The 25,037-nt window shown below is 58.8% G+C and carries 30 protein-coding genes; 20 read left to right on the plus strand and 10 right to left on the minus strand.

The window, feature by feature from the left end; all coding sequences use genetic code 11:
• Window positions 1-106 precede the first annotated feature (106 nt).
• Window positions 107-1,000 (plus strand): LysR family transcriptional regulator, encoded by an 894-nt coding sequence (locus AC1RKH_RS11970; RefSeq protein ID WP_493062808.1) that lies wholly within the window; start codon window positions 107-109, stop codon window positions 998-1,000.
• Here AC1RKH_RS11970 and AC1RKH_RS11975 read toward each other — a convergent pair.
• Window positions 997-1,323 (minus strand): ElaB/YgaM/YqjD family protein, encoded by a 327-nt coding sequence (locus tag AC1RKH_RS11975; RefSeq protein ID WP_493062809.1) that lies wholly within the window; start codon window positions 1,321-1,323, stop codon window positions 997-999. The two genes, AC1RKH_RS11970 and AC1RKH_RS11975, sit on opposite strands and share 4 nt — an antisense overlap.
• 142 nt (window positions 1,324-1,465) lie before the next feature.
• Between AC1RKH_RS11975 and AC1RKH_RS11980 the strand changes: the two genes are divergently transcribed.
• Both AC1RKH_RS11980 and AC1RKH_RS11985 read left to right on the plus strand, forming a co-directional pair.
• Window positions 1,466-1,681 carry a dodecin gene (locus AC1RKH_RS11980; protein ID WP_123427033.1) on the plus strand — a complete coding sequence of 72 codons (216 nt, stop codon included), beginning with the start codon at window positions 1,466-1,468 and terminating at the stop codon, window positions 1,679-1,681.
• 132 nt (window positions 1,682-1,813) lie between these two features.
• Window positions 1,814-2,035, plus strand: coding sequence for a DUF1161 domain-containing protein (locus tag AC1RKH_RS11985; protein WP_123427032.1), 222 nt, complete (start codon window positions 1,814-1,816; stop codon window positions 2,033-2,035).
• A gap of 68 nt (window positions 2,036-2,103) precedes the next feature.
• Here the strand turns inward: AC1RKH_RS11985 and AC1RKH_RS11990 are convergent, their stop codons facing one another.
• A complete protein-coding gene (locus tag AC1RKH_RS11990; RefSeq protein WP_123427031.1) occupies window positions 2,104-3,105 on the minus strand; it encodes an LLM class flavin-dependent oxidoreductase in 1,002 nt (333 codons plus the stop codon).
• Between the two features lie 241 nt (window positions 3,106-3,346).
• Here AC1RKH_RS11990 and AC1RKH_RS11995 point away from each other — a divergent pair, with 241 nt between their 5' ends.
• Window positions 3,347-3,778 carry an OsmC family protein gene (locus tag AC1RKH_RS11995; protein ID WP_401120207.1) on the plus strand — a complete coding sequence of 144 codons (432 nt, stop codon included), beginning with the start codon at window positions 3,347-3,349 and terminating at the stop codon, window positions 3,776-3,778.
• A 127-nt stretch (window positions 3,779-3,905) separates the two neighbouring features.
• Entirely contained in the window at window positions 3,906-4,139 is a 234-nt protein-coding gene (locus AC1RKH_RS12000) for a DUF1161 domain-containing protein (RefSeq protein ID WP_019694449.1), read from the plus strand.
• Window positions 4,140-4,145: 6 nt separating this feature from the next.
• Here AC1RKH_RS12000 and AC1RKH_RS12005 read toward each other — a convergent pair whose 3' ends face one another.
• Both AC1RKH_RS12005 and AC1RKH_RS12010 read right to left on the minus strand, forming a co-directional pair.
• Window positions 4,146-4,565, minus strand: a complete 420-nt coding sequence (locus tag AC1RKH_RS12005) for a PA0061/PA0062 family lipoprotein (protein ID WP_493062810.1) — start codon at window positions 4,563-4,565, stop codon at window positions 4,146-4,148.
• Window positions 4,566-4,605: 40 nt separating this feature from the next.
• Window positions 4,606-5,022: a PA0061/PA0062 family lipoprotein gene (locus AC1RKH_RS12010; protein WP_493062811.1), complete on the minus strand. Its 417-nt coding sequence runs from the start codon at window positions 5,020-5,022 to the stop codon at window positions 4,606-4,608.
• A 58-nt stretch (window positions 5,023-5,080) separates the two neighbouring features.
• Between AC1RKH_RS12010 and AC1RKH_RS12015 the strand changes: the two genes are divergently transcribed.
• Entirely contained in the window at window positions 5,081-6,157 is a 1,077-nt protein-coding gene (locus AC1RKH_RS12015) for an aminopeptidase (protein WP_493062812.1), read from the plus strand.
• A 117-nt stretch (window positions 6,158-6,274) separates the two neighbouring features.
• On the opposite strand, the gene AC1RKH_RS12020 is transcribed toward AC1RKH_RS12015, so the two are convergent.
• The gene (locus AC1RKH_RS12020; RefSeq protein WP_493062813.1) at window positions 6,275-6,925 is read right to left on the minus strand and encodes an HAD family hydrolase; all 651 of its coding nucleotides are present in this window, start codon (window positions 6,923-6,925) and stop codon (window positions 6,275-6,277) included.
• A gap of 27 nt (window positions 6,926-6,952) precedes the next feature.
• Window positions 6,953-7,498 carry a gamma carbonic anhydrase family protein gene (locus AC1RKH_RS12025; RefSeq protein WP_123427025.1) on the minus strand — a complete coding sequence of 182 codons (546 nt, stop codon included), beginning with the start codon at window positions 7,496-7,498 and terminating at the stop codon, window positions 6,953-6,955.
• Window positions 7,499-7,574: 76 nt separating this feature from the next.
• Here AC1RKH_RS12025 and prlC point away from each other — a divergent pair, with 76 nt between their 5' ends.
• Window positions 7,575-9,653: an oligopeptidase A gene (prlC, locus tag AC1RKH_RS12030; RefSeq protein ID WP_493062814.1), complete on the plus strand. Its 2,079-nt coding sequence runs from the start codon at window positions 7,575-7,577 to the stop codon at window positions 9,651-9,653.
• Complete coding sequence (locus AC1RKH_RS12035) at window positions 9,650-9,940, plus strand: YheV family putative zinc ribbon protein (RefSeq protein WP_123427023.1); 291 nt, start codon at window positions 9,650-9,652, stop codon at window positions 9,938-9,940. The genes prlC and AC1RKH_RS12035 overlap by 4 nt, the downstream gene beginning before the upstream one ends.
• A gap of 136 nt (window positions 9,941-10,076) precedes the next feature.
• On the opposite strand, the gene AC1RKH_RS12040 is transcribed toward AC1RKH_RS12035, so the two are convergent.
• Together AC1RKH_RS12040 and AC1RKH_RS12045 are read right to left on the minus strand one after the other, a co-directional pair.
• Window positions 10,077-10,733 carry a dual specificity protein phosphatase family protein gene (locus AC1RKH_RS12040; protein ID WP_493062815.1) on the minus strand — a complete coding sequence of 219 codons (657 nt, stop codon included), beginning with the start codon at window positions 10,731-10,733 and terminating at the stop codon, window positions 10,077-10,079.
• 329 nt (window positions 10,734-11,062) lie between these two features.
• Window positions 11,063-11,365: a hypothetical protein gene (locus tag AC1RKH_RS12045; protein ID WP_493062816.1), complete on the minus strand. Its 303-nt coding sequence runs from the start codon at window positions 11,363-11,365 to the stop codon at window positions 11,063-11,065.
• 243 nt (window positions 11,366-11,608) lie between these two features.
• Between AC1RKH_RS12045 and AC1RKH_RS12050 the strand changes: the two genes are divergently transcribed.
• The 3 genes from AC1RKH_RS12050 (at window position 11,609) to AC1RKH_RS12060 (ending at window position 15,271) form a co-directional block, all read left to right on the plus strand.
• Entirely contained in the window at window positions 11,609-12,667 is a 1,059-nt protein-coding gene (locus AC1RKH_RS12050; RefSeq protein WP_493062817.1) for a PA0069 family radical SAM protein, read from the plus strand.
• Between the two features lie 244 nt (window positions 12,668-12,911).
• Window positions 12,912-13,643: a carbonic anhydrase gene (locus AC1RKH_RS12055; RefSeq protein ID WP_054594926.1), complete on the plus strand. Its 732-nt coding sequence runs from the start codon at window positions 12,912-12,914 to the stop codon at window positions 13,641-13,643.
• Window positions 13,644-13,732: 89 nt separating this feature from the next.
• Window positions 13,733-15,271 carry a SulP family inorganic anion transporter gene (locus AC1RKH_RS12060; protein WP_493062818.1) on the plus strand — a complete coding sequence of 513 codons (1,539 nt, stop codon included), beginning with the start codon at window positions 13,733-13,735 and terminating at the stop codon, window positions 15,269-15,271.
• 120 nt (window positions 15,272-15,391) lie between these two features.
• Here AC1RKH_RS12060 and AC1RKH_RS12065 read toward each other — a convergent pair whose 3' ends face one another.
• Window positions 15,392-16,042, minus strand: coding sequence for a hypothetical protein (locus AC1RKH_RS12065; RefSeq protein WP_123427017.1), 651 nt, complete (start codon window positions 16,040-16,042; stop codon window positions 15,392-15,394).
• Between the two features lie 373 nt (window positions 16,043-16,415).
• Between AC1RKH_RS12065 and coxB the strand changes: the two genes are divergently transcribed.
• The 4 genes from coxB (at window position 16,416) to AC1RKH_RS12085 (ending at window position 20,839) form a co-directional block, all read left to right on the plus strand.
• Entirely contained in the window at window positions 16,416-17,543 is a 1,128-nt protein-coding gene (gene coxB / locus AC1RKH_RS12070) for a cytochrome c oxidase subunit II (protein WP_123427016.1), read from the plus strand.
• An 82-nt stretch (window positions 17,544-17,625) separates the two neighbouring features.
• Window positions 17,626-19,221, plus strand: a complete 1,596-nt coding sequence (gene ctaD / locus AC1RKH_RS12075) for a cytochrome c oxidase subunit I (RefSeq protein ID WP_019694463.1) — start codon at window positions 17,626-17,628, stop codon at window positions 19,219-19,221.
• Window positions 19,222-19,359: 138 nt separating this feature from the next.
• Complete coding sequence (locus tag AC1RKH_RS12080) at window positions 19,360-19,917, plus strand: cytochrome c oxidase assembly protein (RefSeq protein ID WP_123427015.1); 558 nt, start codon at window positions 19,360-19,362, stop codon at window positions 19,915-19,917.
• Between the two features lie 34 nt (window positions 19,918-19,951).
• Window positions 19,952-20,839, plus strand: a complete 888-nt coding sequence (locus AC1RKH_RS12085; RefSeq protein WP_493064504.1) for a cytochrome c oxidase subunit 3 — start codon at window positions 19,952-19,954, stop codon at window positions 20,837-20,839.
• An 8-nt stretch (window positions 20,840-20,847) separates the two neighbouring features.
• On the opposite strand, the gene AC1RKH_RS12090 is transcribed toward AC1RKH_RS12085, so the two are convergent.
• A complete protein-coding gene (locus AC1RKH_RS12090; protein WP_123427013.1) occupies window positions 20,848-21,051 on the minus strand; it encodes a twin transmembrane helix small protein in 204 nt (67 codons plus the stop codon).
• A 70-nt stretch (window positions 21,052-21,121) separates the two neighbouring features.
• On the opposite strand from AC1RKH_RS12090, the gene AC1RKH_RS12095 reads away from it, so the two are divergent.
• From AC1RKH_RS12095 to AC1RKH_RS12115, 5 genes are read left to right on the plus strand one after another with little or no spacing between them, the layout of a single operon-like run.
• Window positions 21,122-21,862, plus strand: a complete 741-nt coding sequence (locus AC1RKH_RS12095) for an SURF1 family protein (RefSeq protein WP_493064503.1) — start codon at window positions 21,122-21,124, stop codon at window positions 21,860-21,862.
• Entirely contained in the window at window positions 21,828-22,418 is a 591-nt protein-coding gene (locus AC1RKH_RS12100) for a PA_0111/PP_0108 family redox-active disulfide protein (protein ID WP_493064502.1), read from the plus strand. The genes AC1RKH_RS12095 and AC1RKH_RS12100 overlap by 35 nt, the downstream gene beginning before the upstream one ends.
• A gap of 10 nt (window positions 22,419-22,428) precedes the next feature.
• On the plus strand, window positions 22,429-23,508 hold the full coding sequence (locus AC1RKH_RS12105; RefSeq protein ID WP_493064501.1) for a COX15/CtaA family protein: 1,080 nt from the start codon (window positions 22,429-22,431) through the stop codon (window positions 23,506-23,508).
• Window positions 23,496-24,395 (plus strand): heme o synthase, encoded by a 900-nt coding sequence (gene cyoE, locus AC1RKH_RS12110; protein WP_493064500.1) that lies wholly within the window; start codon window positions 23,496-23,498, stop codon window positions 24,393-24,395. The genes AC1RKH_RS12105 and cyoE overlap by 13 nt, the downstream gene beginning before the upstream one ends.
• Window positions 24,392-25,027, plus strand: a complete 636-nt coding sequence (locus AC1RKH_RS12115) for an SCO family protein (RefSeq protein WP_123427008.1) — start codon at window positions 24,392-24,394, stop codon at window positions 25,025-25,027. Before cyoE ends, AC1RKH_RS12115 begins: the two co-directional genes overlap by 4 nt.
• Window positions 25,028-25,037: the final 10 nt, after the last annotated feature.

Here is a 25,037-nt window from a genome sequence, read left to right on the forward strand (position 1 = left end):
CTCCAGTTGAATACGTGAAGTGGCAATGGCGTTCACTCTACCCCTGACGTTCCACGCTGAAAACCGATAAGATCGCCGTAACCTGTCAGGAAAACTCACAGATCCCATGAGCCATGACCTTCCCCCGCTGAACGCCTTGCGCGCCTTCGAGGCCACTGCCCGCTTGAACAGCGTCAGTCAGGCTGCGGAGCAACTGCACGTGACCCACGGTGCGGTCAGCCGACAGCTGAAAGTGCTCGAGGAGCATCTGGGGGTGAGCCTGTTCGTCAAGGATGGGCGCGGCCTGAAACTCACAGATGCCGGCGTGCGCTTACGCGATGCCAGCAGCGAGGCTTTCGAGCGTTTGCGCACCGTGTGCGGTGAGCTGACGCAAGGCCACGCCGACGCGCCGTTCGTGCTCGGCTGCTCCGGCAGCTTGCTGGCGCGCTGGTTTATTCCGCGTTTGGGCCGGTTGAATGCCGAGCTGCCGGATTTGCGCTTGCACCTGTCGGCGGGTGAAGGCGATCTCGACCCACGACGACCGGGGCTGGATGCCTTGCTGGTGTTTGCCGAGCCGCCGTGGCCTGCGGACATGCAGGTTTATGAGTTGGCCAGTGAGCGCATCGGCCCGGTGTTGAGCCCGCGCTTTGCCGGTTACGACAGCCTGCGCCAGGCGCCGGCTGCTGCGTTGCTCAACGAACCCTTGTTGCACACCACTTCACGCCCGCAAGCCTGGCCCAGTTGGGCGCAGCGCAACGGCCTCGATGCCAAAGCGTTGAAGTTCGGGCAGGGTTTCGAGCATTTGTATTATTTGCTGGAGGCGGCGGTAGCCGGGTTGGGCGTGGCGATTGCCCCCGAGCCGCTGGTGGCCGAGGATTTGCAGGCCGGTCGCCTGGTTGCGCCGTGGGGGTTTAGCGAAACCCCGGCGCAACTGGCGTTGTGGCTACCCAAGCGCGCCGGAGACGGGCGCGCTCGGCAGTTGGCGCAATGGCTGAAAAACGAGCTGCGCCAAACCCTTTAATTACCACGTTTGTACAGCAGATACGCCGCCAGCAAACCCAAGGCTCCGACCGCGACGCTGGCGGTGGTCCATGGGTGTTCCTGGGCGTAATCGCGGGTGGCGATTCCGGTTTCACGGGTCTTGACTTTGACTTCTTCGTACGCGTCGCTGAGCAGGTGGCGCGAGTGTTTCAGCGCGCTCTCGGCGTTGCTTTTGAGAGCCTTGAGGGTTTTCAGCGACTCGTCCGAGGCATCGCTCTTCAGGCTTTCCAACGACTTGAGCAGACTCTCGATCTCGGCTTCCATGCTTTGCAATGACGCTTTACGCAACGAGGTGATGGCCATGATGACTCTCCTGCATTGATTGAGTGCGTATGTTGGTTGGGACTCCAGCGGTTCGCGAAAGTGCAGTAAATCTTGGGAATGGCAGGCACAAGAAATACCGAAAATCGCTGCTAGGCTCTAATCACTACTCAAGGAGAGCGCCATGACTGACCATCACACTTACAAGAAAGTCGAGCTGGTTGGCTCGTCCCCTACCAGTATTGAAGAAGCCATCAACAACGCCCTGGCCGAGGCCAGCAAGAGCATCAAGCACATGGAATGGTTCGAAGTCACCGAAACCCGCGGGCACATCAAGGATGGCCAGGCGGCGCACTTTCAGGTGACGCTCAAGGTCGGTTTCCGGATTGCCAATAGCTGAGGTTGAGCTAGGCTTCTGAACTTGTGCGCTGGCCGATTGCCATAGGGAATGGCAAAGCGCTACTTCGTCTTGGGCGACAGACGCTCAAGTGTTAACGCTTACCCCTTTTGATCCGACCAGGGAATGTGACCGATGAAGAAATTTATGTTGGCGGTGGGTTTGTTGAGCATTGCGGGAACAACCTTTGCGGCGGGCAAGCCGTGCGAAGAGTTGAAAAGCGAAATCGCGGCAAAAATCGACGCCAAGGGCTCCAAAAACTATTCGCTGGAAATCGTTGATAAAGGCGCGGCCGCGGGTGGCAAGGTGGTCGGCAAGTGCGAGGCAGGCAAGAAGGTCATCGTCTACAAGAAGTAGATTGAGTCCGTTGTTTATGTAAAAGCCGACGCCAAGGCGTCGGCTTTTTTCCGGGTGCTGTTTGGGGCTCAGCCCTTCATCACTTGCGCCAGCAGTTCGTAGGAATGCAGGCGATCGGCGTGTTCGTACAGATCGCTGGTGAAGATCAGTTCGTCGGCCTGAGTCTGCTCGATCAGCACCTCAAGTTTTGCGCGAATCTTCGCCGGGCTGCCGACCATGGCCAGCCCCAGGAAATCACCGACGGCTTCTTTCTCGTGAGGCAACCACAGGCCGTCCATGGTTTTCACCGGCGGGCGCTGAACCAGGCTTTGGCCGCGCATCAGCGCCAGAATCCGTTGGTAGACCGAGGTCGCCAGGTAATCGGCTTGTTCGTCGGTGTCGGCGGCAACCAGCGGTACGCCGAGCATCACGTAGGGTTTATCCAGTACGGCTGAAGGCTTGAAGTGATTGCGGTAAACCCGAATCGCTTCATGCATATAACGCGGTGCGAAATGCGAGGCAAAGGCGTAAGGCAAACCGCGTTCGCCGGCCAGTTGTGCGCTGAACAGGCTGGAACCCAGTAGCCAGACCGGCACATTGGTGCCCGTGCCGGGCATCGCGATAATGCGCTGGTCCGGCGTGCGTGGGCCCAGGTAGCGCACCAGTTCGGCCACGTCTTCCGGGAAGTCGTCGGCGCTGCCGGAGCGTTCACGGCGCAAGGCGCGGGCGGTCATCTGATCGGAACCCGGTGCGCGTCCCAGACCGAGGTCGATTCGCCCAGGATAGAGGCTTTCGAGAGTGCCGAACTGCTCGGCGATCACCAGCGGTGCATGGTTGGGCAGCATCACGCCACCGGAACCGACACGAATGGTCGACGTCCCGCCGGCCAGATAGCCAAGCAGTACGGAAGTCGCGGAACTGGCGATGCCATCCATGTTGTGGTGTTCGGCGACCCAGAAGCGGTTGTAGCCCCACTTCTCGACATGTTGCGCCAGGTCCAGCGAGTTGCGCAGCGATTGGGCGGGGCTGCCGTTCTCGCGAACGGGCACCAGGTCCAGCGTCGAGAACTTGATATCGGACAGTTGTTTCATAAGCCGGCTTCTCCAATGAGGGTACGCAGGCTTTTCTCACCAACGAAAACCTGCCGAATGCATGAGCGTGCTCTATGCAATGTGGGCATATACCCGAGTTTCAATAGCAGACATGAATTTGCCGACCAGATAAGTGGTTCGATCCAACAAGGTGAACTTTGCCCAGTCTTCTATCCTCAGAACCCTGGCAACCGAAAACCATGAAGGCGCGACCCTCGCGCCGGATTTTGAGGAGGCAGAGATGAGTATCAAAAAGAAAGCATCGGCGCATTGGGTCGGTGATCTGAAAACCGGCCTGGGTTCTATCTCGACTGAAACCGGGGTTTTGAAAAATGCACCTTATGGCTTCAAGGCGCGTTTTGAAGGCGGCCCCGGCACCAACCCGGAAGAGCTGATCGGCGCCGCTCATGCGGGGTGTTTCTCCATGGCATTTTCGATGATTCTCGGTGAGGCTGGCCTCAAGGCCGACACAATTGACACCAATGCCGAGGTGACACTGGATCAGGTCGACGGTGGTTTTGCGATCACCGCCGTGCACCTGACGCTCAAAGCGAAAATCCCCGGCGCCAGCCAGCAGCAGTTCGAAGAACTGAGCAAAAAAGCCAAAGAGGGCTGCCCGGTTTCCAAGGTGCTGAACGCCAAAATCACGCTTGATGCGACCCTCGTCAGCTGATTGCTCCCTGGTAGCAGCTGGCGCGCCAGCTGCTACAAATCAGAACTCGCTGGGTAGAACTGTGGTCGAATAAGTGACAGCAGCTTCAGCGCATAACTGTGCGCGCTGCCTAAAGGGAGCTTCAACCATGAAACGTTTTGCCTTGGCGGTTATCTGCAGCGTGCTGGCCACATCGGCCCTGGCGGCAACCAAATCCTGCGAAGAACTCAAGGCCGAGATCGAAGCCAAGATCCAGGCCAATAATGTGTCGTCTTACACCCTGGAGATCGTCACCAATGACGAAGTGCACGACCAGAACATGGTGGTCGGCACGTGTGAAGGCGGAACGAAGAAAATCATCTATCAGAAGAACGACAGATAATCCGTCTTACGGGATGCAAAAAGTCTGATTCTCTTCGGCGACGAGTTCGCGCTTGGCGTTATACAGCCGGGCGCTGGGCGTGGTGGTCAGCGAGCGAGCTTCGAGCAGGTAACGTTGGCCGGCTTCGAAATGATCGTAGCGCACGGTCAAATAGCACAGTCGGTTTGGCGAGTCGAAGTCCATGCCAAAGCCTCCGTAAAACTGCTCAAAGTCGAAGCGAACCTTCAATTCATGGCTGCCGGGTGTGACCTGGAAGAATCGCCCGTCTTTCAGGCGCTTATTGTCCAGGCTCTCGGCCATGAGGACTTTGCCCCCGGGCGTTGGCATGGCGAAGTCGACCCAGGCCATGTTCGGGTTCGCGGCTGGCAACGGGGTCATACAGCCGGCCAGCGAGCTGATGGCGAGAAAAAGCAGAGTCCTGCGCATGATCAATTTCCGGGTGGTCAGGTATTAAGCATAGCGCCGTTCAGGTGCGCTGGCAGCCCACCGGATGCGCCTGGCCAACGACTTTTCGCTGCTGATCGTAGAGCTTGGCCCACGGCCGGAAGCCAATATTCCCTGCTTGCAGCTGATATCGCTGACCGGCGTTGAAGTCGTTGAATTTCACACTCAACTGACAATCGCGCCACAAAGGTTCGGCGTCGGGGCCGATGTCAGTCGGTTGCACCGCAAACAGATAACGCACCTTCAGCTCATGGCTGCCCGGGGGAACCTGGAAGTAGCGTTTATCGGCGGATGCCTTGGCATCGACTTCCAGCGCTTGCAGCACGGTGTCACTTTGATGGGGGCCGAGGTCGATCCAGGCTTGTGTCGGGTCGGGTTGGGGTAGTCCAGCACAGCCGGCCAACATCAGCAGGCCTCCAGTCAGCAATAACACGCGCATAGCGAAGCTCCAGTAGGCGAGATAGTCTTGCGGGCAGACTCCCCAAGGATGATTCGATGTGATCAGGCCGCTTCCAAGCCATCGGTTACTTGATCGCGTTTTGCGCGTTTTGTTTCCGGCCACGCTGCTTTTACTGCTCAACGGTTGCACGAGCATCAGTTACTACAGTCAGTTGGCCAGTGGTCAGTGGCAATTGCTGCGTGCGCGTGAGCCGGTGAGCGAGGTAGTTGCCGACCCTGCACGTGACGCGAAACTGCGCGCGCACCTGGCCCAGTCACAAAGGGCCCGCGAGTTCGCGAGTCAGCAGTTGCACCTGCCGGACAACAAAAGTTATCGCCTCTATGCCGACATCGGCCGACCGTTTGTGGTGTGGAATGTGTTCGCCACGCCGGAATTTTCCCTCAAGCCGCAGAATCATTGCTTTCCGATTGCCGGATGCGTGGCCTACCGCGGGTACTACAGCCAGAGCGCCGCACGAGGCGATGCGGCGCTGCAGCGTCAGCAAGGCATGGACGTGTCGATCAGTGGCGTTGAAGCCTATTCGACCCTGGGCTGGTTCGACGACCCGATCATCAGTTCGATGATGAACTGGGGCGACGAGCGTCTGGCGACGCTGATTTTTCACGAGTTGGCGCATCAGCGGTTTTACGTGAAGGACGACACCGAGTTCAACGAGTCTTACGCCACCTTCGTCGAACAGGAAGGCACCCGCCAATGGCGAGCGGCGCGCGGTTTACCGCCGGCCAGTAAAGCTCAAGAGCAGCAGCGCGATCAATTTACCCGATTGGTTCTGGATACCCGTACGCGGCTCGAAAAGCTCTACGCATCGCCCCTGGCGGCTGAGCAAATGCGCCAGCGTAAAGCCGCTGAGTTCGAACGTTTGCGCAGCGACTACCGAGCCCTGCGCGACGGCCAATGGGCTGGCGAGAAGCGCTACGACGCCTGGATCAATGCCCCGATGAACAACGCCAGGTTGCTGCCATTCGGGCTCTATGACCAATGGGTGCCGGCGTTTTCCGTGGTGTTCAAGCAGTCGGGTGGGGACTGGCTGAAGTTCTATATGGCGGTCGAGAAATTGGGGGCGTTGCCGGTTGAGCAGCGCAAGGCGGCCTTGAAGTCGCTGTCAGCTTTTTGAGATTTGCGTTGGATGAACTGACGCCATCGCGAGCAGGCTCGCTCCCACATTAGACCGAGTTGTTGGGTAAGTACGCGATCCCCTGTGGGAGCGAGCCTGCTCGCGATGGCGATTTAATTAACCCCGTAAAAACGCCTGATGCAACTCGGCCAATGTCTCGAAGTGATAGGCCGGCTGTTCGGCGCTCAATTCTTCGTAGCTGCCGAAACCATAACCCACTGCTGCCGCGTCCAATCCATTGCGCTTGGCACCGATCAGGTCGTGTTTGCGGTCGCCGATCATCAGCGTGGTGCTTGGATCGAGTCCTTCTTCAGCCATCAAATGGGCAATCAGCTCGACCTTGTCGGTGCGGGTGCCGTCCAGTTCGCTGCCGTAGATCACCTTGAAGTGCCGATCGAAACCGAAGTGCCGGGCGATTTCCCGGGCGAAAATCCACGGCTTCGACGTCGCGATGTACAACTGCCGCCCTTGCCCGTTAAGGGTTTCCAGCAGTGGTGTGACGCCGTCGAACACCCGGTTCTCGTACAGGCCGGTGACCTTGAAGCGCTCGCGATAGAAATTCACCGCCTCCCAGGCCTTGGGCTCGTCGAAGTCGTAGAACTGCATGAAGGCTTGCAGCAATGGCGGGCCGATGAAGTGTTCGAGTCTGGTCAGATCAGGCTCGTCGATCCCCAGTTTGCTCAAGGCGAACTGGATCGAGCGGGTGATGCCCTCACGCGGGTCGGTCAGGGTGCCATCGAGGTCGAATAAAACGCTTTGGTAATGCATGAAGATTCCTGAGTGAGTCTGCCGGTGTCAGAGCTGGTCGTAGCCTTCGGCCAGATGCAGGTCCTTGAGCTTCACGTAATTCGCCGCGCTGTAGGTGAAAAACGCCCGTTCCTTGTCAGTCAGTGGACGGATCTGTTTCACCGGGCTGCCGACATAGAGGAAACCGCTTTCCAGGCGTTTGCCCGGTGGCACCAGACTGCCAGCGCCGATGATCACGTCGTCTTCGACCACCGCGCCATCCATGACGATACTGCCCATGCCGATCAGGATCCGGTTGCCGACCGTGCAGCCGTGCAGCATGACTTTGTGGGCGATGGTCACGTCATCGCCGATCAGCAGCGGGAAGCCGTCGGGGTTGAAGGGCCCGGCGTGGGTGATGTGCAAAACGCAACCATCCTGCACGCTGGTGCGCTGGCCAATGCGGATACGGTGCATGTCGCCGCGGATCACGGTCAGTGGCCAGACCGAGCTGTCTTCGCCTATTTCGACGTCGCCGATCACCACTGCCGAGCCGTCGACAAACGCGCCTTTGTCGAGCACGGGGGTGTGGTTCTGGTACTTGCGAAGGGACACGATAGGCTCTCTCTCTTTTGTTGATAGCTGCGGTTGGCGTCGATTGTAATTAAGATGGGGCTATGTTTCTTCCAGCATGTTTCTATCAGCCAAGGTGCCAACCGTGAGCGTGAACAACCCTCTTCTGCAGTCCTACGACCTGCCGCCGTTCTCGGCGATCCGCGCCGAGCACGTACAACCGGCCATCGAACAGATCCTCGCGGACAACCGTGCCGCCATCGCCGAGATCCTCAAAAGCCAGGGTAAACAACCTACCTGGGCCGGACTGGTGCTGGCGATGGACGAGTTGAACGATCGCCTGGGCGCGGCCTGGAGCCCGGTCAGTCACCTGAATGCGGTGTGCAACAGCGCCGAACTGCGTGAGGCTTACGAGTCCTGCCTGCCGGCACTGAGTGCCTACGCCACCGAGTTGGGCCAGAACCGCGAGTTGTTCGAGGCCTATGAAGCCCTGGTCAGCAGCCCGGAAGCGGTCGATTTCGACGTCGCGCAAAAAACCATTCTCGAGCACGCGCTGCGTGATTTCCGTCTGTCGGGTATCGATTTGCCTGCGCCTGAGCAAAAGCGTTACGCCGAGGTGCAGAGCAAACTGTCCGAGCTGGGCAGTCATTTCTCCAACCAATTGCTCGATGCCACCCAGGCCTGGACCAAACACATCACCGATGAAGCCGCCCTCGCCGGCCTGACTGATTCGGCCAAGGCACAGATGGCTGCTGCCGCCCAGGCCAAAGATCTGGATGGCTGGCTGATCAGCCTGGAATTCCCGAGCTACTTCGCGGTGATGACCTACGCCCATGACCGTGCGTTGCGCGAAGAAGTCTACGCTGCGTACTGCACCCGTGCGTCGGACCAAGGTCCGAATGCCGGTCAGAACGATAACAGCCCGGTGATGGAAGAGATCCTCGATCTGCGTCAGGAGCTGGCCAAGCTGCTGGGTTTCGCCAGCTTCTCGGAGCTGAGCCTAGCGACCAAAATGGCCGAGTCCAGCGATCAGGTGCTGAACTTCCTGCGCGATCTGGCCAAGCGCAGCAAACCGTTCGCCGCGCAGGATTTGGAACAGCTCAAGGCCTACGCCGCCGAACAGGGCTGCCCGGATCTGCAAAGCTGGGACAGCGGTTTCTACGGCGAAAAGCTTCGTGAACAGCGTTACAGCGTCGCCCAGGAAACCCTGCGTGCGTACTTCCCGATCGATAAAGTGCTGAGCGGTCTGTTCGCTATCGTCCAGCGTCTGTACGGCATCGAAATCGCCGAGTTGAAAGGCTTCGACACTTGGCACCCGGATGTTCGTCTGTTCGAAATCAAGGAAAACGGCCAGCACGTCGGGCGCTTCTTCTTCGACCTGTATGCCCGCGCCAACAAGCGTGGCGGTGCCTGGATGGACGGCGCCCGCGATCACCGCCGCACCGCCGCTGGCGTGCTGCAAAGTCCGGTGGCCAATCTGGTGTGCAACTTCACTCCGGCCGACAGCGGCAAGCCGGCCCTGCTGACTCACGATGAAGTCACCACCCTGTTCCACGAATTCGGTCACGGCCTGCATCACCTGCTGACCCGCGTCGAATATTCCGGTGTGTCCGGTATCAACGGCGTGGCCTGGGATGCGGTCGAGTTGCCAAGTCAGTTCATGGAAAACTGGTGCTGGGAGCCGGAAGGCCTGGCGTTGATCTCCGGTCACTACGAAACCGGCGAGCCACTGCCGCAGGACCTGCTGCAAAAAATGCTCGCGGCGAAGAACTTCCAGTCCGGGCTGATGATGGTTCGCCAGCTGGAATTCTCGCTGTTCGACTTCGAACTGCACGCCACTCACGGCGACGGCCGTAGCGTGCTGCAAGTGCTCGAAGGCGTTCGCGATGAGGTTTCGGTGATGCGTCCGCCGGCCTACAACCGTTTTCCCAACAGCTTTGCGCACATCTTCGCTGGCGGTTACGCGGCGGGTTACTACAGCTACAAATGGGCTGAAGTGCTGTCGGCCGATGCTTTCTCGAAGTTCGAGGAAGAAGGCGTGCTCAATGCGGCCACCGGTCGTGCGTTCCGCGAGGCGATCCTGGCCCGCGGCGGTTCTCAAGAGCCAATGGTGCTGTTCGTCGATTTCCGCGGACGTGCGCCGTCGATTGACGCACTCTTGCGCCACAGCGGCCTCAACGAGGACGCGGCAGCATGAGTGACGGGCCTGTGAGCAAAACCAAGAAACGCTTCATCGCCGGGGCAGTCTGCCCGGCGTGCAGTGAGCCGGACAAGTTGATGATGTGGAGTGAAGACGAAGTGCCGCACCGCGAATGCGTGGCCTGTGGTTATTCCGACACGTTGAACGAGCAAGGTCTGTCAGTGCCCAAGGAATTGGGTACGCGGGTTAACACCACCGCGTTGAAGGTCCCGGACGCCAAGGTCCAGGCTGTGCAGTTCTTCCCCAATCCAAAGCTGAAGAAAAAGCCCGACGATCATTCCTGATCACCCGGCTTTTTGAAATCCGCCTTTGAGCCTGAGTGCTCAAGGGCGGTCTCTGTCGACGACCACCACCATCCTCTATTGCAGGTCCATGAGCCGCCTCACCTGTTTGGGTAAGGGGCTTGTTGTGGCGCGCCTCTCAGATCTTCGGTTCTTCGCTATTGACCGTTTTTAACCAGCTTTTCATCGAGCAGGTAGCAAACACACTGGTACTGCAATCGCCGTTAGCCAGCGCGGTGCGCAGTTTGTCGATATCTGCCTTCATCATGTAACGAATGCCGTTCTTGAAGTGGGTATTGTCGTCGAAACCGCCCTGGGTCATTTCGTTCAGGGCGTCCTCCTTGCTCCAGCCTTGCACCACCACGCGGTACATCGCAGCCATCAAGCCGGTGCGATCCGATCCGCGTTTGCAATGGATCAACACCGGGCCTTTGCTTTGACCGGTTTGAATGGCCCGCAACGCACTCAGCACCTCGCTGTCATCGACATGGCTGGTCTTGTACGGCAATTGCACCAGGTTGATGCCGGGTGTCGATAGCCAGCTTGCGTCGGACTCGGGCAGAAAATTGATCACCGTCGCGATCTGGAATTTTTCCAGCAGTGGCAGCGCTCCATGATCGGGAAGTGCGCTGCGGTAGAGGGTCGGTGACATCTGGTAAAGGCCGTACTGCGCTTCGACGGGTTGGGCCCATTCTGCGGGACGGATGGATTGGGTTTGCTCGGCCTGAACCTGATCGAACGCAAAGAACGCCATGAATGACAGGTACAGTGCGAGCAAGAGGCGGTTTTTCGACATGAGTCAGGGGGCCGTGGATGAAGGAATGGGCGACGAAATCCCAGCCTGAACCCTGAGCAGTCAAAGCTCTGTGAGGGGCTTGTCAAAGAATCGTTAAGCCTGAAGGCGCCTTCGACTTTTGCGCGGACGTCATTTGCCGGGTGTTTGTCGGATCAGACGTGGTGGATGGAGTGAGCTTTAGCAGTAAAAAAATTGTTAAACGATTTGGGGTGATTAATAAAATGTCATTAATGGTTTTTAGTTGAGATAACCAACGCCTGCGAAACTGTTTTCGCAGGCGTTGGTTTCTGAATCCCGGTCTGTATTATCAAGTGCCGAATCAGGCCCAATTATGGATTGACGATACTTGCATAAGCTTTGGCCAACACCAGCAGCTTGGTTTTGTCATCGGCATCAATATCGCCATCACCGTCGACATCCTTGCGCAGGGTCCCGATAGTGAAGGAGCGCCCGCCGTCGCTGGAAACTGCGGTCATGAAGATCGAATCAACCAATGCTTCCGTTTGCATTTTATTTTCTGGATCCCAACCCAGTTCCTTACGGGCAAGTTGCATCGATACAAGAGTATTGGGTTCCGAAGGACCAGGGTTCATTAGTTGCAGGAAAATACCGCGTTGATTAAAGAAAGACATCGTTAAATCCTTTTATGGGTTATCCAGAGTGGTGTTGCAAGTGGCAAGGATAATAAGGGCGCCTTTTATCGGATGACCAATGGTTATATGTTTCCCGTTTTTACGGTTATTGGTTATGTAACAAGTAACCCGTATAAAACAGGTAGAACTTTAACTTGGCAGCTTCGCTGAAGCTGCCGAACGGCACTGGCCTGACAGCGAATCTTCCGATACTGTACAGGCATACAGTTATGGGGTTTTCCAATGCTCACGCCCTTGCCACCTCGCGGACGCGGCACCGCCAGCAATCCGCACAATCGCTTTGCGCCAAACCGTTCGGTGGCCGAAGACGATGGCTGGTACCAGGAAGCACCGCTGACCCAAGGCACCGAGGTGCGCATCGAGACGGCGAAAACCATCATCACCCGCAACAACTCGCCCGACCTGCCCTTCGATCGCTCGATCAACCCCTATCGAGGTTGCGAACACGGTTGCATCTACTGCTATGCGCGGCCAAGTCATGCCTATTGGGACCTGTCGCCGGGCCTGGATTTCGAGACGAAGCTGATTGCCAAAAGCAACGCTGCCGACGTACTGGAGCAACAGCTTTCCAAACGCGGTTATCAGTGCGCGCCGATCAACCTGGGCTCCAACACCGATCCCTATCAGCCGATCGAGCGCGAACACAAAATCACCCGGCGAATTCTTCAGGTGCTGCTGCGTTACCGGCATCCGGTGACCATCATCACCAAGGGATCGCTGATTCTTCGCGATCTGGATCTGCTCAGTGAATTGGCCGAGCAGCGGCTGGTGGCGGTGATGATCAGCCTGACCAGCCTCGACGACGAGCTCAAACGCATCCTTGAGCCGCGGACGGCTGCCCCGAAGGCGCGGTTGCGGGCGATTCGGGTCATGCGCGAGGCCGGGATTCCGGTGGGCGTCTTGTGTTCGCCGATGATTCCAATGATCAACGACAGTGAGCTGGAAAGCCTGCTGACCGAAGCACATGCGGCCGGTGCGCAGAGTGCGGCGTACATGATGTTGCGCCTGCCGCTGGAGGTGGCGCCGCTGTTCGAGGAGTGGCTGGCGGCTCACTATCCGCAACGCGCAGCCCATGTGTTGAGTTTGATCCGCCAAAGCCGCGGCGGTGAATTGTATGACAGCCGCTTTGGCGCCCGCATGCGCGGTGAAGGACCGTTCGCCGACCTGCTGGCGCAACGCTTCGCCAAAACGATAAAGCGTCTTGGGCTCAATCAACGTGAAGGTTTCAATCTGGACTGCGAAGCCTTTTGTCCGCCTGGTGCTCAGATGTCGTTGCTTTAGCAACAATTGGCCTATGGTTGAGTAGTGAAAAACGCTGGGAGTTTTTACCCCGGTCACGTTTTTTGTAACCTGGAACGCACGTTCTAGAGCGGTTGATTCAGTTTGAGTTAAGTTTCGGTGGGTACCTTGTTCATCAAGTGACTGGATGGTCACTTGTCGGCGATCTGAATATTTTCTAGCCAGTCGCTGGCTTTGTCCCAGGTAAAACGGGAAAATTTCCCTACTCCGTCAAAGAGGATGAATTATGAGTGACAAGGATAAACAGCCGTTGGCTGCGTCGGCTTCCGCCCTGCCCGAGGCCGAAAGCGCCGATGCAGCGCTGCAGCATATCGTTGACGGTTTTTTACACTTCCACCACGAGGTCTTCCCGCAACAGGAAGAACTCTTCAAGAAACTCGCTACGGCTCAGCGGCCCAGAGCGATGTTCATTGCATGCGCGGACTCGCGCATCGTTCCCGAATTGATTACCCAAAGCGCCCCTGGCGATCTGTTCGTCACCCGCAACGTTGGCAACGTAGTGCCGCCCTATGGCCAGATGAACGGCGGGGTTTCCACGGCCATTGAATATGCAGTGCTGGCCCTTGGCGTGCAGCACATCATCATTTGTGGGCATTCCGATTGCGGTGCCATGCGTGCGGTACTCAATCCGCAAAGCCTGGAAAAAATGCCCACGGTCAAAGCCTGGCTACGTCACGCCGAAGTGGCAAAAACCATGGTCCAGGAAAACTGCCATTGCGCTGACGAAAACGAAAGCATGCAGGTGCTTACCGAAGAAAACGTCATCGCCCAGTTGCAGCATTTGCGCACTCACCCCTCAGTGGCCTCGCGCATGGCCAACGGTCAGCTGTTTATCCATGGCTGGGTCTACAGCATCGAAACCAGCGAAATCAAAGCCTACGACGCGGATAAGGGCTGCTTCCTGCCTCTGGACGGTAGTCATCCGATACCCGTGGCGACGCCAAAAGCGCGCTTCTAAATCCTCCTAAACACTCTGTCTGGTCTGGCCAGGACCGCTGAAAAAGCGGTCGGGCTTCGCCGCGCCTGAAGAATCTCAGGAGAACGCTAATGCGTGCTGCGCAATTGAAAGCTGTTTTGCCACGGGAGCTGCTCGCTTCGGTGGTGGTGTTTCTGGTCGCCCTGCCCTTGTGCATGGGCATTGCAATCGCTTCCGGCATGCCGCCGGCCAAGGGCCTGATCACCGGGATTATCGGTGGACTGGTGGTCGGTTGGCTGGCCGGTTCGCCGCTGCAAGTCAGTGGTCCGGCTGCGGGGCTGGCGGTATTGGTCTTTGAACTGGTGCGCCAGCATGGTGTGGCGATGCTCGGGCCGATTTTGCTACTGGCCGGGTTTCTGCAACTGCTGGCCGGGCGTTTGCGGCTGGGCTGCTGGTTCCGCGTGACGGCGCCGGCGGTGGTCTACGGCATGTTGGCGGGCATCGGTGTGCTGATCGTACTGTCGCAGATGCATGTGATGCTCGACGGTGTCCCTAAACCCTCCGGGCTGGATAACCTCAGCGGGTTTCCGGCGGCTGTTGCCCAAGCCGTGCCAACACTGGGTGGCGGGCTGGGTTGGCAGGCCGGTCTGCTTGGGCTGTCGACGATTCTGGTGATGGGCTTGTGGGAGAAGTTTCGTCCGCAAGCGCTGCGCTTTATTCCCGGCGCCTTGCTCGGCGTTGGTTTGGCGACCCTTGCCAGTCTGGCGCTGGCATTGAACGTCAAACGGGTCGAAGTCCCGGCTAACCTGGCCGAGGCGATTGACTGGCTGAAACCGGCCGACCTGTTGAATCTGGCTGACCCCAACCTGCTGATCGCCGCCTTCGCCGTGGCCTTCATCGCCAGCGCCGAAACCCTGCTCTCGGCCGCCGCGGTGGATCGCATGCACAGCGGCGAGCGTTCGGATTTCGACCGCGAATTGTCAGCCCAGGGTGTGGGCAACATGCTCTGCGGGCTGGTCGGTGCGCTACCGATGACGGGGGTGATCGTACGCAGTTCAGCCAACGTACAGGCTGGCGCCAAGACTCGGTTGTCGGCGATTCTCCACGGTGTCTGGCTGCTGGCGTTTGTGATGCTGCTGTCCAGTGTGCTGCAAAGCATTCCGGTGGCCAGCCTGGCCGGCGTGCTGGTGTATACCGGGGTGAAACTGGTGGATCTGAAGGCGTTTCGCGGACTGGGACGGTATGGCCGAATGCCAATGTTTACCTATGCGGTGACCGCACTGGCAATCATCTTCAGTGACCTGCTGACCGGGGTGCTGATCGGTTTCGGCCTGACCCTGGCGAAGCTGGCCTGGAAGGCCTCGCGATTGAAGATCAGCCTGATCGACCTTCCGGCAGAGGGTGAAATGGAGTTGCGACTGGTGGGCGCTGCGACCTTTCTCAAGGTGCCGGCGTTGACCCAGGTGCTGGGGGCTATTCCGGCCGGTGCGACGGTGCATGTGCCGCTGAATAACCTGAGTTACATCGACCACTCATGCCTGGAATTGCTTGAGGAATGGGGGCGGGCCAATGCGGCGAAAGGTTCGAAGCTATTGATTGAAGCGCGGGGTTTGAAGCGCCGGTTGGAGGGGCGATTGCGTACGACCGTTGGAATGGGTTCCGCTGGATAGATAACAGTGTGGGAGCGGGCTTGCTCGCGAAAGCGATCAGTCAGTCGACATTTATCTCGACTGACCCACCGTTTTCGCGAGCAAGCCCGCTCCCACAGGTGTTCGGTTTTTACAGTTGGATCAAGCCGCTGGCTGATCCAGTTCCAGACCTACGCCCAGCTGACGTGACAAGCACGGCCAGCGCTTCCAGGCGGCGCCGGTGTCCGGGCTGTTGAGCTTTTCCCGGTAGGCTTCGACGGATTCCAGCGCGAAGCTTTCTTCATTCAGCATCTCGTCGACGGCGTGATGTACAGCCTCATCCAGTTGATTGGCGAAGTCCTCGCCGATCAGTTGGTGGGCAATCAGGTTGGCGACAGTCATGTCCAATGGGATCAGTGGCTGGCCGAAATGTTTGATGTAGAGATCGTTAACCTCTTCTACCAGGCGATGCGCCAGATAGGCTTCGTCCAGCAGGCTATCCAGGCCAACGTGACCGGCCATGATTGCCGGTGGCTGGAGGAAGAACTGCTCGGCGATTTTCAGCACCGGTTTGATCTGCGACTCGATACCCGCTTCGCGAGCTACATCGTTGGCGGCGTCGAGCAGGTCTGGCACTTGTTCTATATAAGCGGCAACAAAACGGGTCATCACGCCATTGGCGTCGACGTCCGGCAATTGGATGGCGGAGTGCAGGTGCGGCAATTGGACTTCCAGCTGACGGGTCAGCTGACCGGTTTCGGCTTCATGTTGTTGGGCACGTTGAATCTGCTCGCGCAATGCGGCGGTGTTCATGAAAACTCCAGGAAACGAATGCAAGGAAATAGGGGAAGACATAAGTTAGCCTGCTTATCAAAGTGGCTAAGACGTATTTGTCATAATTATTTCACCTTTGATGCCACTGCGTTATATCGATTTGCCATCACCGATCACACATCCTTCTCCATCCGTGGCCTGTGGCGCAAGTGCAAGGTGTTTCAGTTGATTTACGCCATCGCGTTGCGAGGTCGCACTCGCTGTCTATACTCGGATCTGAATGGAGTTAGCTGATGACGCCCGACTGCATAGGCAGCAAGGCCCGGCGATTCAAGTTCGTAGTCTGAAAAAGCCGCTCCCTTGCCGCTGGTGTTAGCCAGCGGGATAACAAGAACGATAAGGGGAACCCGCAATGATGCGACATCCACACGTCTGGATGGGCCTCCTGTTGTGGTCGATTTTCAGCCAGGCGCAAGCCGCCTGGACTGTGAATATGGCGCCTGGAGCGACTGAAATCAGTCACGCAGTATTCGACCTGCACATGACCATCTTCTGGATCTGTGTGGTGATCGGCATCATCGTTTTCGGCGCCATGTTCTGGTCGATGATGGTGCATCGACGCTCCACCGGGCAGGTGGCCGCCAAGTTCCATGAAAGTACGACGGTCGAGATCCTCTGGACCGTGGTGCCTTTCATCATTCTCGTCGCCATGGCTGTTCCGGCGACCGCGACCCTGATCAAGATGTACGACGCCAGTGAACCGGATATCGATATCCAGATCACCGGTTATCAGTGGAAGTGGCACTACAAATACCTGGGCCAGGATGTCGAGTTCTTCAGCAACCTGGCCACATCGCAAGAGCAAATCCACAACAAGAGCGCCAAAGGCGAAAACTACCTGCTGGAAGTCGATCAGCCGCTGGTGCTGCCGATCGGTGCCAAGGTGCGCTTTCTGGTGACCTCCGCCGACGTCATCCACTCGTGGTGGGTGCCGGCGTTTGCGGTCAAGCGCGATGCGATTCCCGGTTTCGTCAACGAAGCCTGGACCCGTATCGACAAGCCCGGCATCTACCGTGGCCAGTGCGCCGAGCTGTGCGGTAAGGACCACGGCTTTATGCCGATTGTGGTCGACGTCAAAACCAAGGCCGATTACGACACCTGGCTGACCGATCGCAAAGCCGACGCCGCCAAGCTCAAAGAGCTGACCAGCAAAGAATGGACCCTCGACGAGCTGAAGGAACGTGGCGACAAGATTTATCACACCACCTGTGCTGCCTGTCACCAGCCTGAAGGCCAGGGTATGCCGCCGCTGTTCCCGGCACTCAAAGGCTCGCCAATCGCGACCGGGCCGATAGAGGACCACCTGCACCGTGTGTTCTTCGGCAAACCCGGCACCGCCATGGCAGCGTTCGGCAAGCAGCTGTCGGAAGTCGATATCGCAGCCGTCGTGACCTACGAACGAAATGCCTGGGGCAACAACAAAGGCGACATGGTCACCCCTAAAGACGTACTGACCCTCAAACAGGCGGCAAGCAAATGACCCGGTCTATTGCGTGTTCCCGTGAACGCTTGGGGTTAAGCACCCCGAGCCGCCCAGCCCACCCGTTTGCAGGAGACAGGCCATGAATGCTGTGAACGATGACCACGGTCATGCAATCGTCGACAACCACGTCCACGGTCCTGCCAAGGGCCTGATGCGCTGGGTGCTGACCACCAACCACAAAGACATCGGCACGCTGTACCTGTGGTTCAGCTTTATGATGTTCCTGCTCGGCGGCTCGTTCGCCATGGTGATCCGCGCCGAGCTGTTCCAGCCTGGGCTGCAGATCGTCGAACCGGCATTTTTCAATCAAATGACCACCATGCACGGACTGGTGATGGTCTTCGGTGCGGTGATGCCGGCGTTTGTCGGTCTCGCCAACTGGATGATCCCGCTGATGATTGGCGCGCCGGACATGGCCCTGCCGCGGATGAACAACTTCAGCTTCTGGCTGCTGCCGGCAGCGTTTCTGCTGCTGGTGTCAACGCTGTTCATGCCGGGTGGCGGACCGAACTTCGGCTGGACCTTCTACGCCCCGCTATCGACGACCTATGCACCGGAAAGCGTGACCTTCTTCATCTTCGCCATCCACCTGATGGGCATCAGCTCGATCATGGGCGCGATCAACGTGATCGCCACCATCCTCAACCTGCGTGCCCCGGGCATGACCCTGATGAAAATGCCGCTGTTCGTCTGGACCTGGCTGATCACCGCGTTCCTGTTGATCGCAGTGATGCCGGTGCTGGCGGGTTGCGTGACCATGATGCTGATGGACATCCACTTTGGCACCAGCTTCTTCAGCGCTGCCGGTGGGGGTGATCCGGTGCTGTTCCAGCACGTGTTCTGGTTCTTCGGCCACCCCGAGGTGTACATCATGATCCTGCCGGCGTTCGGTGCCGTCAGCTCGATCATTCCGACCTTCGCCCGCAAGCCACTGTTCGGCTACACCTCGATGGTCTACGCCACGGCGAGTATTGCCTTCCTGTCGTTCATCGTCTGGGCGCACCACATGTTCGTGGTCGGCATCCCGCTGGTGGGCGAGCTGTTCTTCATGTACGCGACGCTGCTGATCGCGGTGCCCACCGGGGTCAAGGTGTTCAACTGGGTCAGCACCATGTGGCAAGGCTCGTTGACCTTCGAGACACCGATGCTGTTTGCCGTGGCGTTCGTGATCCTGTTCTCCATTGGCGGGTTCTCCGGGTTGATGCTGGCCATCGCCCCGGCGGACTTCCAGTACCAGGACACCTACTTCGTGGTCGCGCACTTCCACTATGTGCTGGTGCCGGGGGCGATCTTCGGAATCTTCGCTTCGGCCTACTACTGGATGCCGAAATGGACCGGCCACATGTACGACGAAACCCTCGGCAAACTGCACTTCTGGCTGTCGTTCATCGGCATGAACATGGCCTTCTTCCCGATGCACTTCGTGGGCCTGGCGGGTATGCCGCGGCGAATTCCGGACTACAACCTGCAATTTGCCGACTTCAACATGGTGTCGTCGATTGGTGCGTTCACCTTCGGTGCGACGCAGATTTTCTTCCTGTTCATCGTGATCAAGACCATCCGCGGCGGCCCGGCGGCCCCGGCGAAACCTTGGGAAGGGGCGGAAGGCCTGGAGTGGAGCGTGCCGTCGCCGGCGCCGTATCACACGTTCGTCACGCCGCCGGAAGTGAAATGAACAGCCTTTCTTGTGTGGGAGCGACGGTGCGGCGATCCGACTTGCTCGCGATGAAGGCGACGCGGTGTGTCAGGCGCACCGCTATCGCGAGCAAGCTCGCTCCCACAAGGTTCTATTTCTATATAGAGACCCGCCGCCATGGCTGACTCTGTTTCCATGAAAAAGCTGGTCACCCGGCTGCTGTTGGTGGTGGCCGGCATGTTCGTCTTCGGGTTTGCCCTGGTGCCGATCTACGACGTGATGTGCAAGGCGTTTGGCATCAACGGCAAAACCGCCGGGCAGTACGAAGGCGAGCAGGTCGTCGACAAGTCGCGGCAAATCCGCGTGCAGTTTCTGTCGACCAACGCCGTGGACATGGTCTGGGAGTTTTATCCCAAGGCCGACGACATGGTGATCAATCCGGGGGCGGTGAACGAGATGATCTTTGTCGCCCGCAACCCGACCGATCACCCGATGAGTGCGCAGGCGATACCGAGCATTTCTCCGGGCGACTCAGCCGTGTATTTCCACAAGACCGAGTGCTTCTGTTTCACCCAACAGGTGCTGCAACCCGGTGAACGAATCGAAATGCCCGTCCGTTTCATCGTTGACCGTGAGATTTCCAAGGATGTGAAGCACCTGACGCTGGCTTACACGCTGTTCGATATCACCGCACGTCATCCACCGGTCGTGGCAAACACCAATGCCGGTCCTTGAGGCGTTCAAGCGTGCCCGATAAGGAGAACAATAAATGGCAAGTCATGAGCATTATTACGTTCCCGCCCAGAGCAAATGGCCGATCATTGCCACGATCGGCATGTTCGTCACCGTGTTTGGCCTGGCCACCTGGTTCAACGACCTCAAGGCAGCGCGCCCGGAATCCCATGGCCCGCTGATCTTCTTCGTTGGCGGTCTGTTGCTGGCCTACATGCTGTTTGGCTGGTTCGGCACAGTGATCAAGGAAAGCCGCGCAGGGCTGTATAGCTCGCAGCTTGATCGCTCGTTCCGTTGGGGCATGAGCTGGTTCATTTTCTCCGAGGTGATGTTCTTCATCGCCTTCTTCGGTGCGCTGTTCTACGTGCGCAACCTGTCCGGGCCGTGGCTCGGTGGCGGGGGTGATAAAGGCATCGCGCACATGCTCTGGCCGAACTTCCAGTTCGCCTGGCCACTGCTGCACACTCCTGATCCGACACTCTTCCCGCCGCCCAGGGAAGTCATCAGCCCCTGGGGCTTGCCGCTGCTGAATACGGTGTTGCTGGTCAGTTCCAGCGTCACGGTGACCATCGCCCACCATTCCTTGAAAAAAGGCCATCGCGGCGCATTGAAACTCTGGCTGGCGCTGACGGTGCTGCTGGGCTGTGGGTTTCTCGGTTTCCAGGCCAAGGAATATATCCACGCGTATCACGAACTGGGGCTGACCCTGGGCTCAGGGGTGTATGGCGCGACATTCTTCATGCTGACCGGTTTCCACGGCGCTCACGTGACCATCGGCACGATCATCCTGTTCGTGATGCTGATGCGGATCATGCGTGGGCATTTCGATGCCGATCACCAGTTCGGCTTCGAGGCGGCCAGTTGGTACTGGCACTTCGTCGACGTGGTGTGGATCGGTCTGTTTGTCTTCGTTTACGTGCTCTGAGGCAGCGCTTACCAAGGCGCGCTGGACACCAACTGGCCGCTGAAGAATCCCCAGGCAATCAAGCCGACGGTGATGGCAGCCAGGCTGACCCGAACACTCAAGGCGATGACCAGGCGGTTTGAGCTGCTGTCGTCCTTGACCAGAAAAAACAGGCCGCTGAACAGGCTGACAACCGTGGCAATCAGCATCAGGACGATGGCTGCTTTGAGCATGGTGAGACTCCGGGGGGAATGCAATGCACTTGAGTATAGCTATCCCGTTTAACGATCTTCTGGCGGCGTCATGAAGCGCTTTCGGCCGGGCATCGCGCCGACGTTGGTGGTGCTCGCCTTGCTGCCGTTGCTGGTCTTTCTGGGCTTTTGGCAGCTGAGCCGAGGCGAGCAGAAACGCGTGTTGCTGGAGAGCTACGCCGAACGCCGCGCGGCTGAGCCGATGGCCAGTGAACAACTGTCGAGCACACAAGACCCGGCATTTCGACGCGTTCGCCTGCATGGCCAGTTCGATGCCGCCCACAGTTACCTGCTGGACAACCGCACCCGCAATGGCCGGCCAGGGGTCGAGCTGCTGCAACCCTTTCATGACCAGGCCAGCGGCCTTTGGTTATTGCTCAATCGCGGCTGGCTGCCGTGGCCGGATCGGCGCACACCGCCGGTATTCACCACCCCCGAACAGTCCCTGAGCCTTGACGCCTGGGTGTATGTCGCCCCGGGCGCGACCTTTCAGTTGCATGCCGATCCGGTGAATGCCAACTGGCCACGGCTGGTGACGGCGATCGATCCGGCCAAGCTTTGGAGCGAGTTGGGCCGCAACGGTTTTGCGTACGAATTACGTGAAGAAGCGGGCCCGGCGTCCTACGAGGCCGATTGGCCGGTCGTGGCCATGGGGCCGGAAAAACACCTCGGTTATGCCGTGCAGTGGTTCGCCATGGCGCTCGCACTGTTCGGTCTTTATCTCTACTTCGGATGGCACAACGCAAAGGAGAAACAGCATGGGAGCGGCCATGAGTCCACCCAACATGTCTGAAGCGCAGGCACCACATCGTCGTCGTGGGCGTTGGCAGTTGGTGCTGATCCTGCTGATGGTGATTGGTCCGATGATCCTCGCCACCGGCATGTACAAGTTGCAGTTCTGGGTGCCGGAAGGTCGCAGCTATCACGGTGAACTGATCGGCAACGGTCAGGGCCGTGCCGACCTGGGGGTGCAGGCGGACGAAGACCGCTGGCAGATGCTGGTGACCGCACCGCAGGACTGTTCGGTGGATTGTCAGCAGTTGGTGTACCTGGCCCGGCAGATTCAGGTCGGTCTGGGGCGGGATGCTTCGCGTGCCAGTCATGCATTGGCCGCCGGCCAACCCTTGAGCGCGGATTATGAGGCTAAGCTCAAACGTGAGTACCCGCAGTTGCAGCGTTATCCACTGGACCTCTCGACCTACAGCAAAAACGTTCAGGGCAAAGGTACGGCGCAGCTGTGGATCATCGACCCCCACGGCAACCTGGTGCTGCGCTACGACCCCACCGTCAAAGGCAAGGACTTGCTCAACGACCTGCGCCACCTGTTGAAACTGTCGAACATCGGATAAGGGCATCGTCATGGCCAAGCCTGGATTTCGCCTCGCGCTGTTTGCCACGTTGCTGGCACTGATTGTCGTCTTGCTGGGCGCCTATACCCGGCTGACCCACGCCGGCCTCGGTTGCCCGGACTGGCCGGGTTGCTACGGTTTTATCAGCGTGCCGAAAAGCGAAGCCCAGCTGGCCCATGCCGAGCTGCATTTTCCGGACACCCCGGTGGTTGCGCACAAGGGCTGGAACGAGATGATCCACCGCTATTTCGCCGGCACCCTTGGCTTGCTGATTGTGTTGCTGGCGGCACGTGCCTGGACCCATCGTCATCACTTGGACCAGCCCCTGAAGCTGCCGTTGTTCTTGCTGGCGGTGGTGTTTGCCCAAGCAGCATTCGGCATGTGGACGGTCACCCTTAAACTCTGGCCGCAGGTGGTAACGGGGCATTTGCTCGGTGGTTTTGCGACCTTGAGCCTGCTGTTTTTGCTGACTTTGCGCTTGTCCGGCGTATTGCCGGCGCTGATCGTGCCGCGACGTTTGCAGTACTGGGCGACGGCCGGGTTGCTGCTGGTGATCGGGCAGATCGCCCTTGGCGGTTGGGTCAGTTCCAACTATGCAGCAGTGGCCTGTATCGACTTTCCCACCTGTCACGGTCAATGGTTGCCGCCTGCCGATTTCGCCAACGGCTTTCACCTGACCCAACACATTGGCCCCAATTACCTCGGCGGGCAGCTCGACAGCGATGCACGCACGGCGATTCACCTGACTCACCGCATTGGCGCGCTGTTGGTCACGCTAGTCCTGCTGGGGCTGGCCTGGCAGTTGAAGGTCGTCGGCATGACCCGGCTCGCCGGTCTGGTGCTGGTGGCCTTGGCGGTGCAGATCAGCTTGGGCATCAGCAATGTGCTGTTTCACCTGCCGTTGCCGGTGGCCGTCGCCCATAACGCGGGTGGCGCGGCGCTGTTGCTGACGATGGTGTTGGTCAATTATCACGCACGAACCAGTCTGGTTCGAGTCAGGCAGCAGGCGCCCGGGCGCTGGCGCTTCAGTCCGCGTCAACACACGGCCGGGCCCATAACAATAAAAGGAGAAATGCCATGGCGACCCTGATCGGTGAACGGCAGAGCCGAGCGATCTGGCGTGACTATCTGGAGCTGACCAAACCGAAAGTCGTGGTGTTGATGCTGATTACCTCGCTGGTTGGCATGTTCCTCGCCACCCGTGCCGGGGTGCCGTGGACGGTGCTGGTGTTTGGCAATCTGGGGATTGGTCTTTGCGCGGGCGGTGCGGCGGCGGTCAACCATGTGGTGGACCGGCGCATCGACGCGGTAATGGCGCGCACGCATAAGCGGCCACTGGCCGAAGGCCGGGTTTCACCGACCGCCGCACTGACCTTCGCGTTGTTGCTGGCGGTGGCCGGGCAAGCCCTGCTGCTGGCCTTCACCAACCCGCTGACGGCTTGGCTGACCCTTGCCTCGCTGCTTGGCTATGCAGTGGTCTACACCGGGTTCCTCAAGCGCGCGACGCCGCAGAACATCGTCATCGGCGGGCTGGCCGGCGCCGCGCCGCCGCTGTTGGGTTGGGTTGCCGCCACCGGGCATGTCAGCGCCGAACCGCTACTGCTGGTGCTGATCATCTTTGCCTGGACGCCGCCGCATTTCTGGGCGCTGGCGATTCATCGCAAGGAGGAGTACGCCAAGGCCGATATTCCCATGTTGCCGGTGACCCACGGCGAGCATTACACCAAGATCCACATCCTGCTTTACACCTTCGCCCTGCTGGCCGTGAGCTTGATGCCTTACGTCATTCACATGAGCGGCCTGCTGTACCTGATCTGCGCCCTGGGTCTGGGCGCGAGGTTTCTGCAATGGGCCGTGGTGCTGTACCGTGGCACTCAGCCGCACGCGGCGATCAACACCTTCAAGTACTCTATTTACTACTTGTTCCTGCTGTTCATCGCCCTGCTCGTAGACCACTACTTATTGTTGAACCTATGACTCGAACCCAGAAAACCGTCTTCATTCTTGTTGCCCTGATCGCGCTGGTCCTGGGGCTTACCGTCAATAAAGTACTGTCTGGCAAAGGCCAGGGCGACCCGACTGCGCTGATCGACGCCGGGATCATCCTGTTGCCGCAAAGCCGCAACCTGCCGGATGTACAGATGACCAATCAGGACGGCCAACCGGTCACGGTCAACGCGTTGAAAGGCAAGTGGAGTCTGCTGTTCTTCGGCTACACCTTCTGCCCGGACATCTGCCCGACGACGCTGGCGCAACTGCGGCAGATCAAGAGCGAGCTGCCGGCGGATGCGGTCGACAAGCTGCAGATCATTCTGGTCAGCGTCGACCCGAACCGCGACACCCCCAAGCAGCTCAAGCAATACCTGGGTTACTTCGATCCGCAATTTGTTGGCCTGACGCCGGCTTCGGTCGAAGACCTGCAGAAAGTCGCCAATGCGGTGAGCATTCCGTTCATTCCGGCTGACACCAGCAAACCCAACTACACCGTCGACCACAGCGGCAACCTGGCGGTGATCGGGCCGGACGGCACGCAGCGCGGGTTCATTCGTGCGCCGTTGAACAACACGAAACTGGTGGCCCAGTTGCCGGTGATGCTCAAGCGTCAGTAGGGTGAAGCCA

Source organism: Pseudomonas sp. GW822-FHT06B12 (assembly GCF_058799675.1).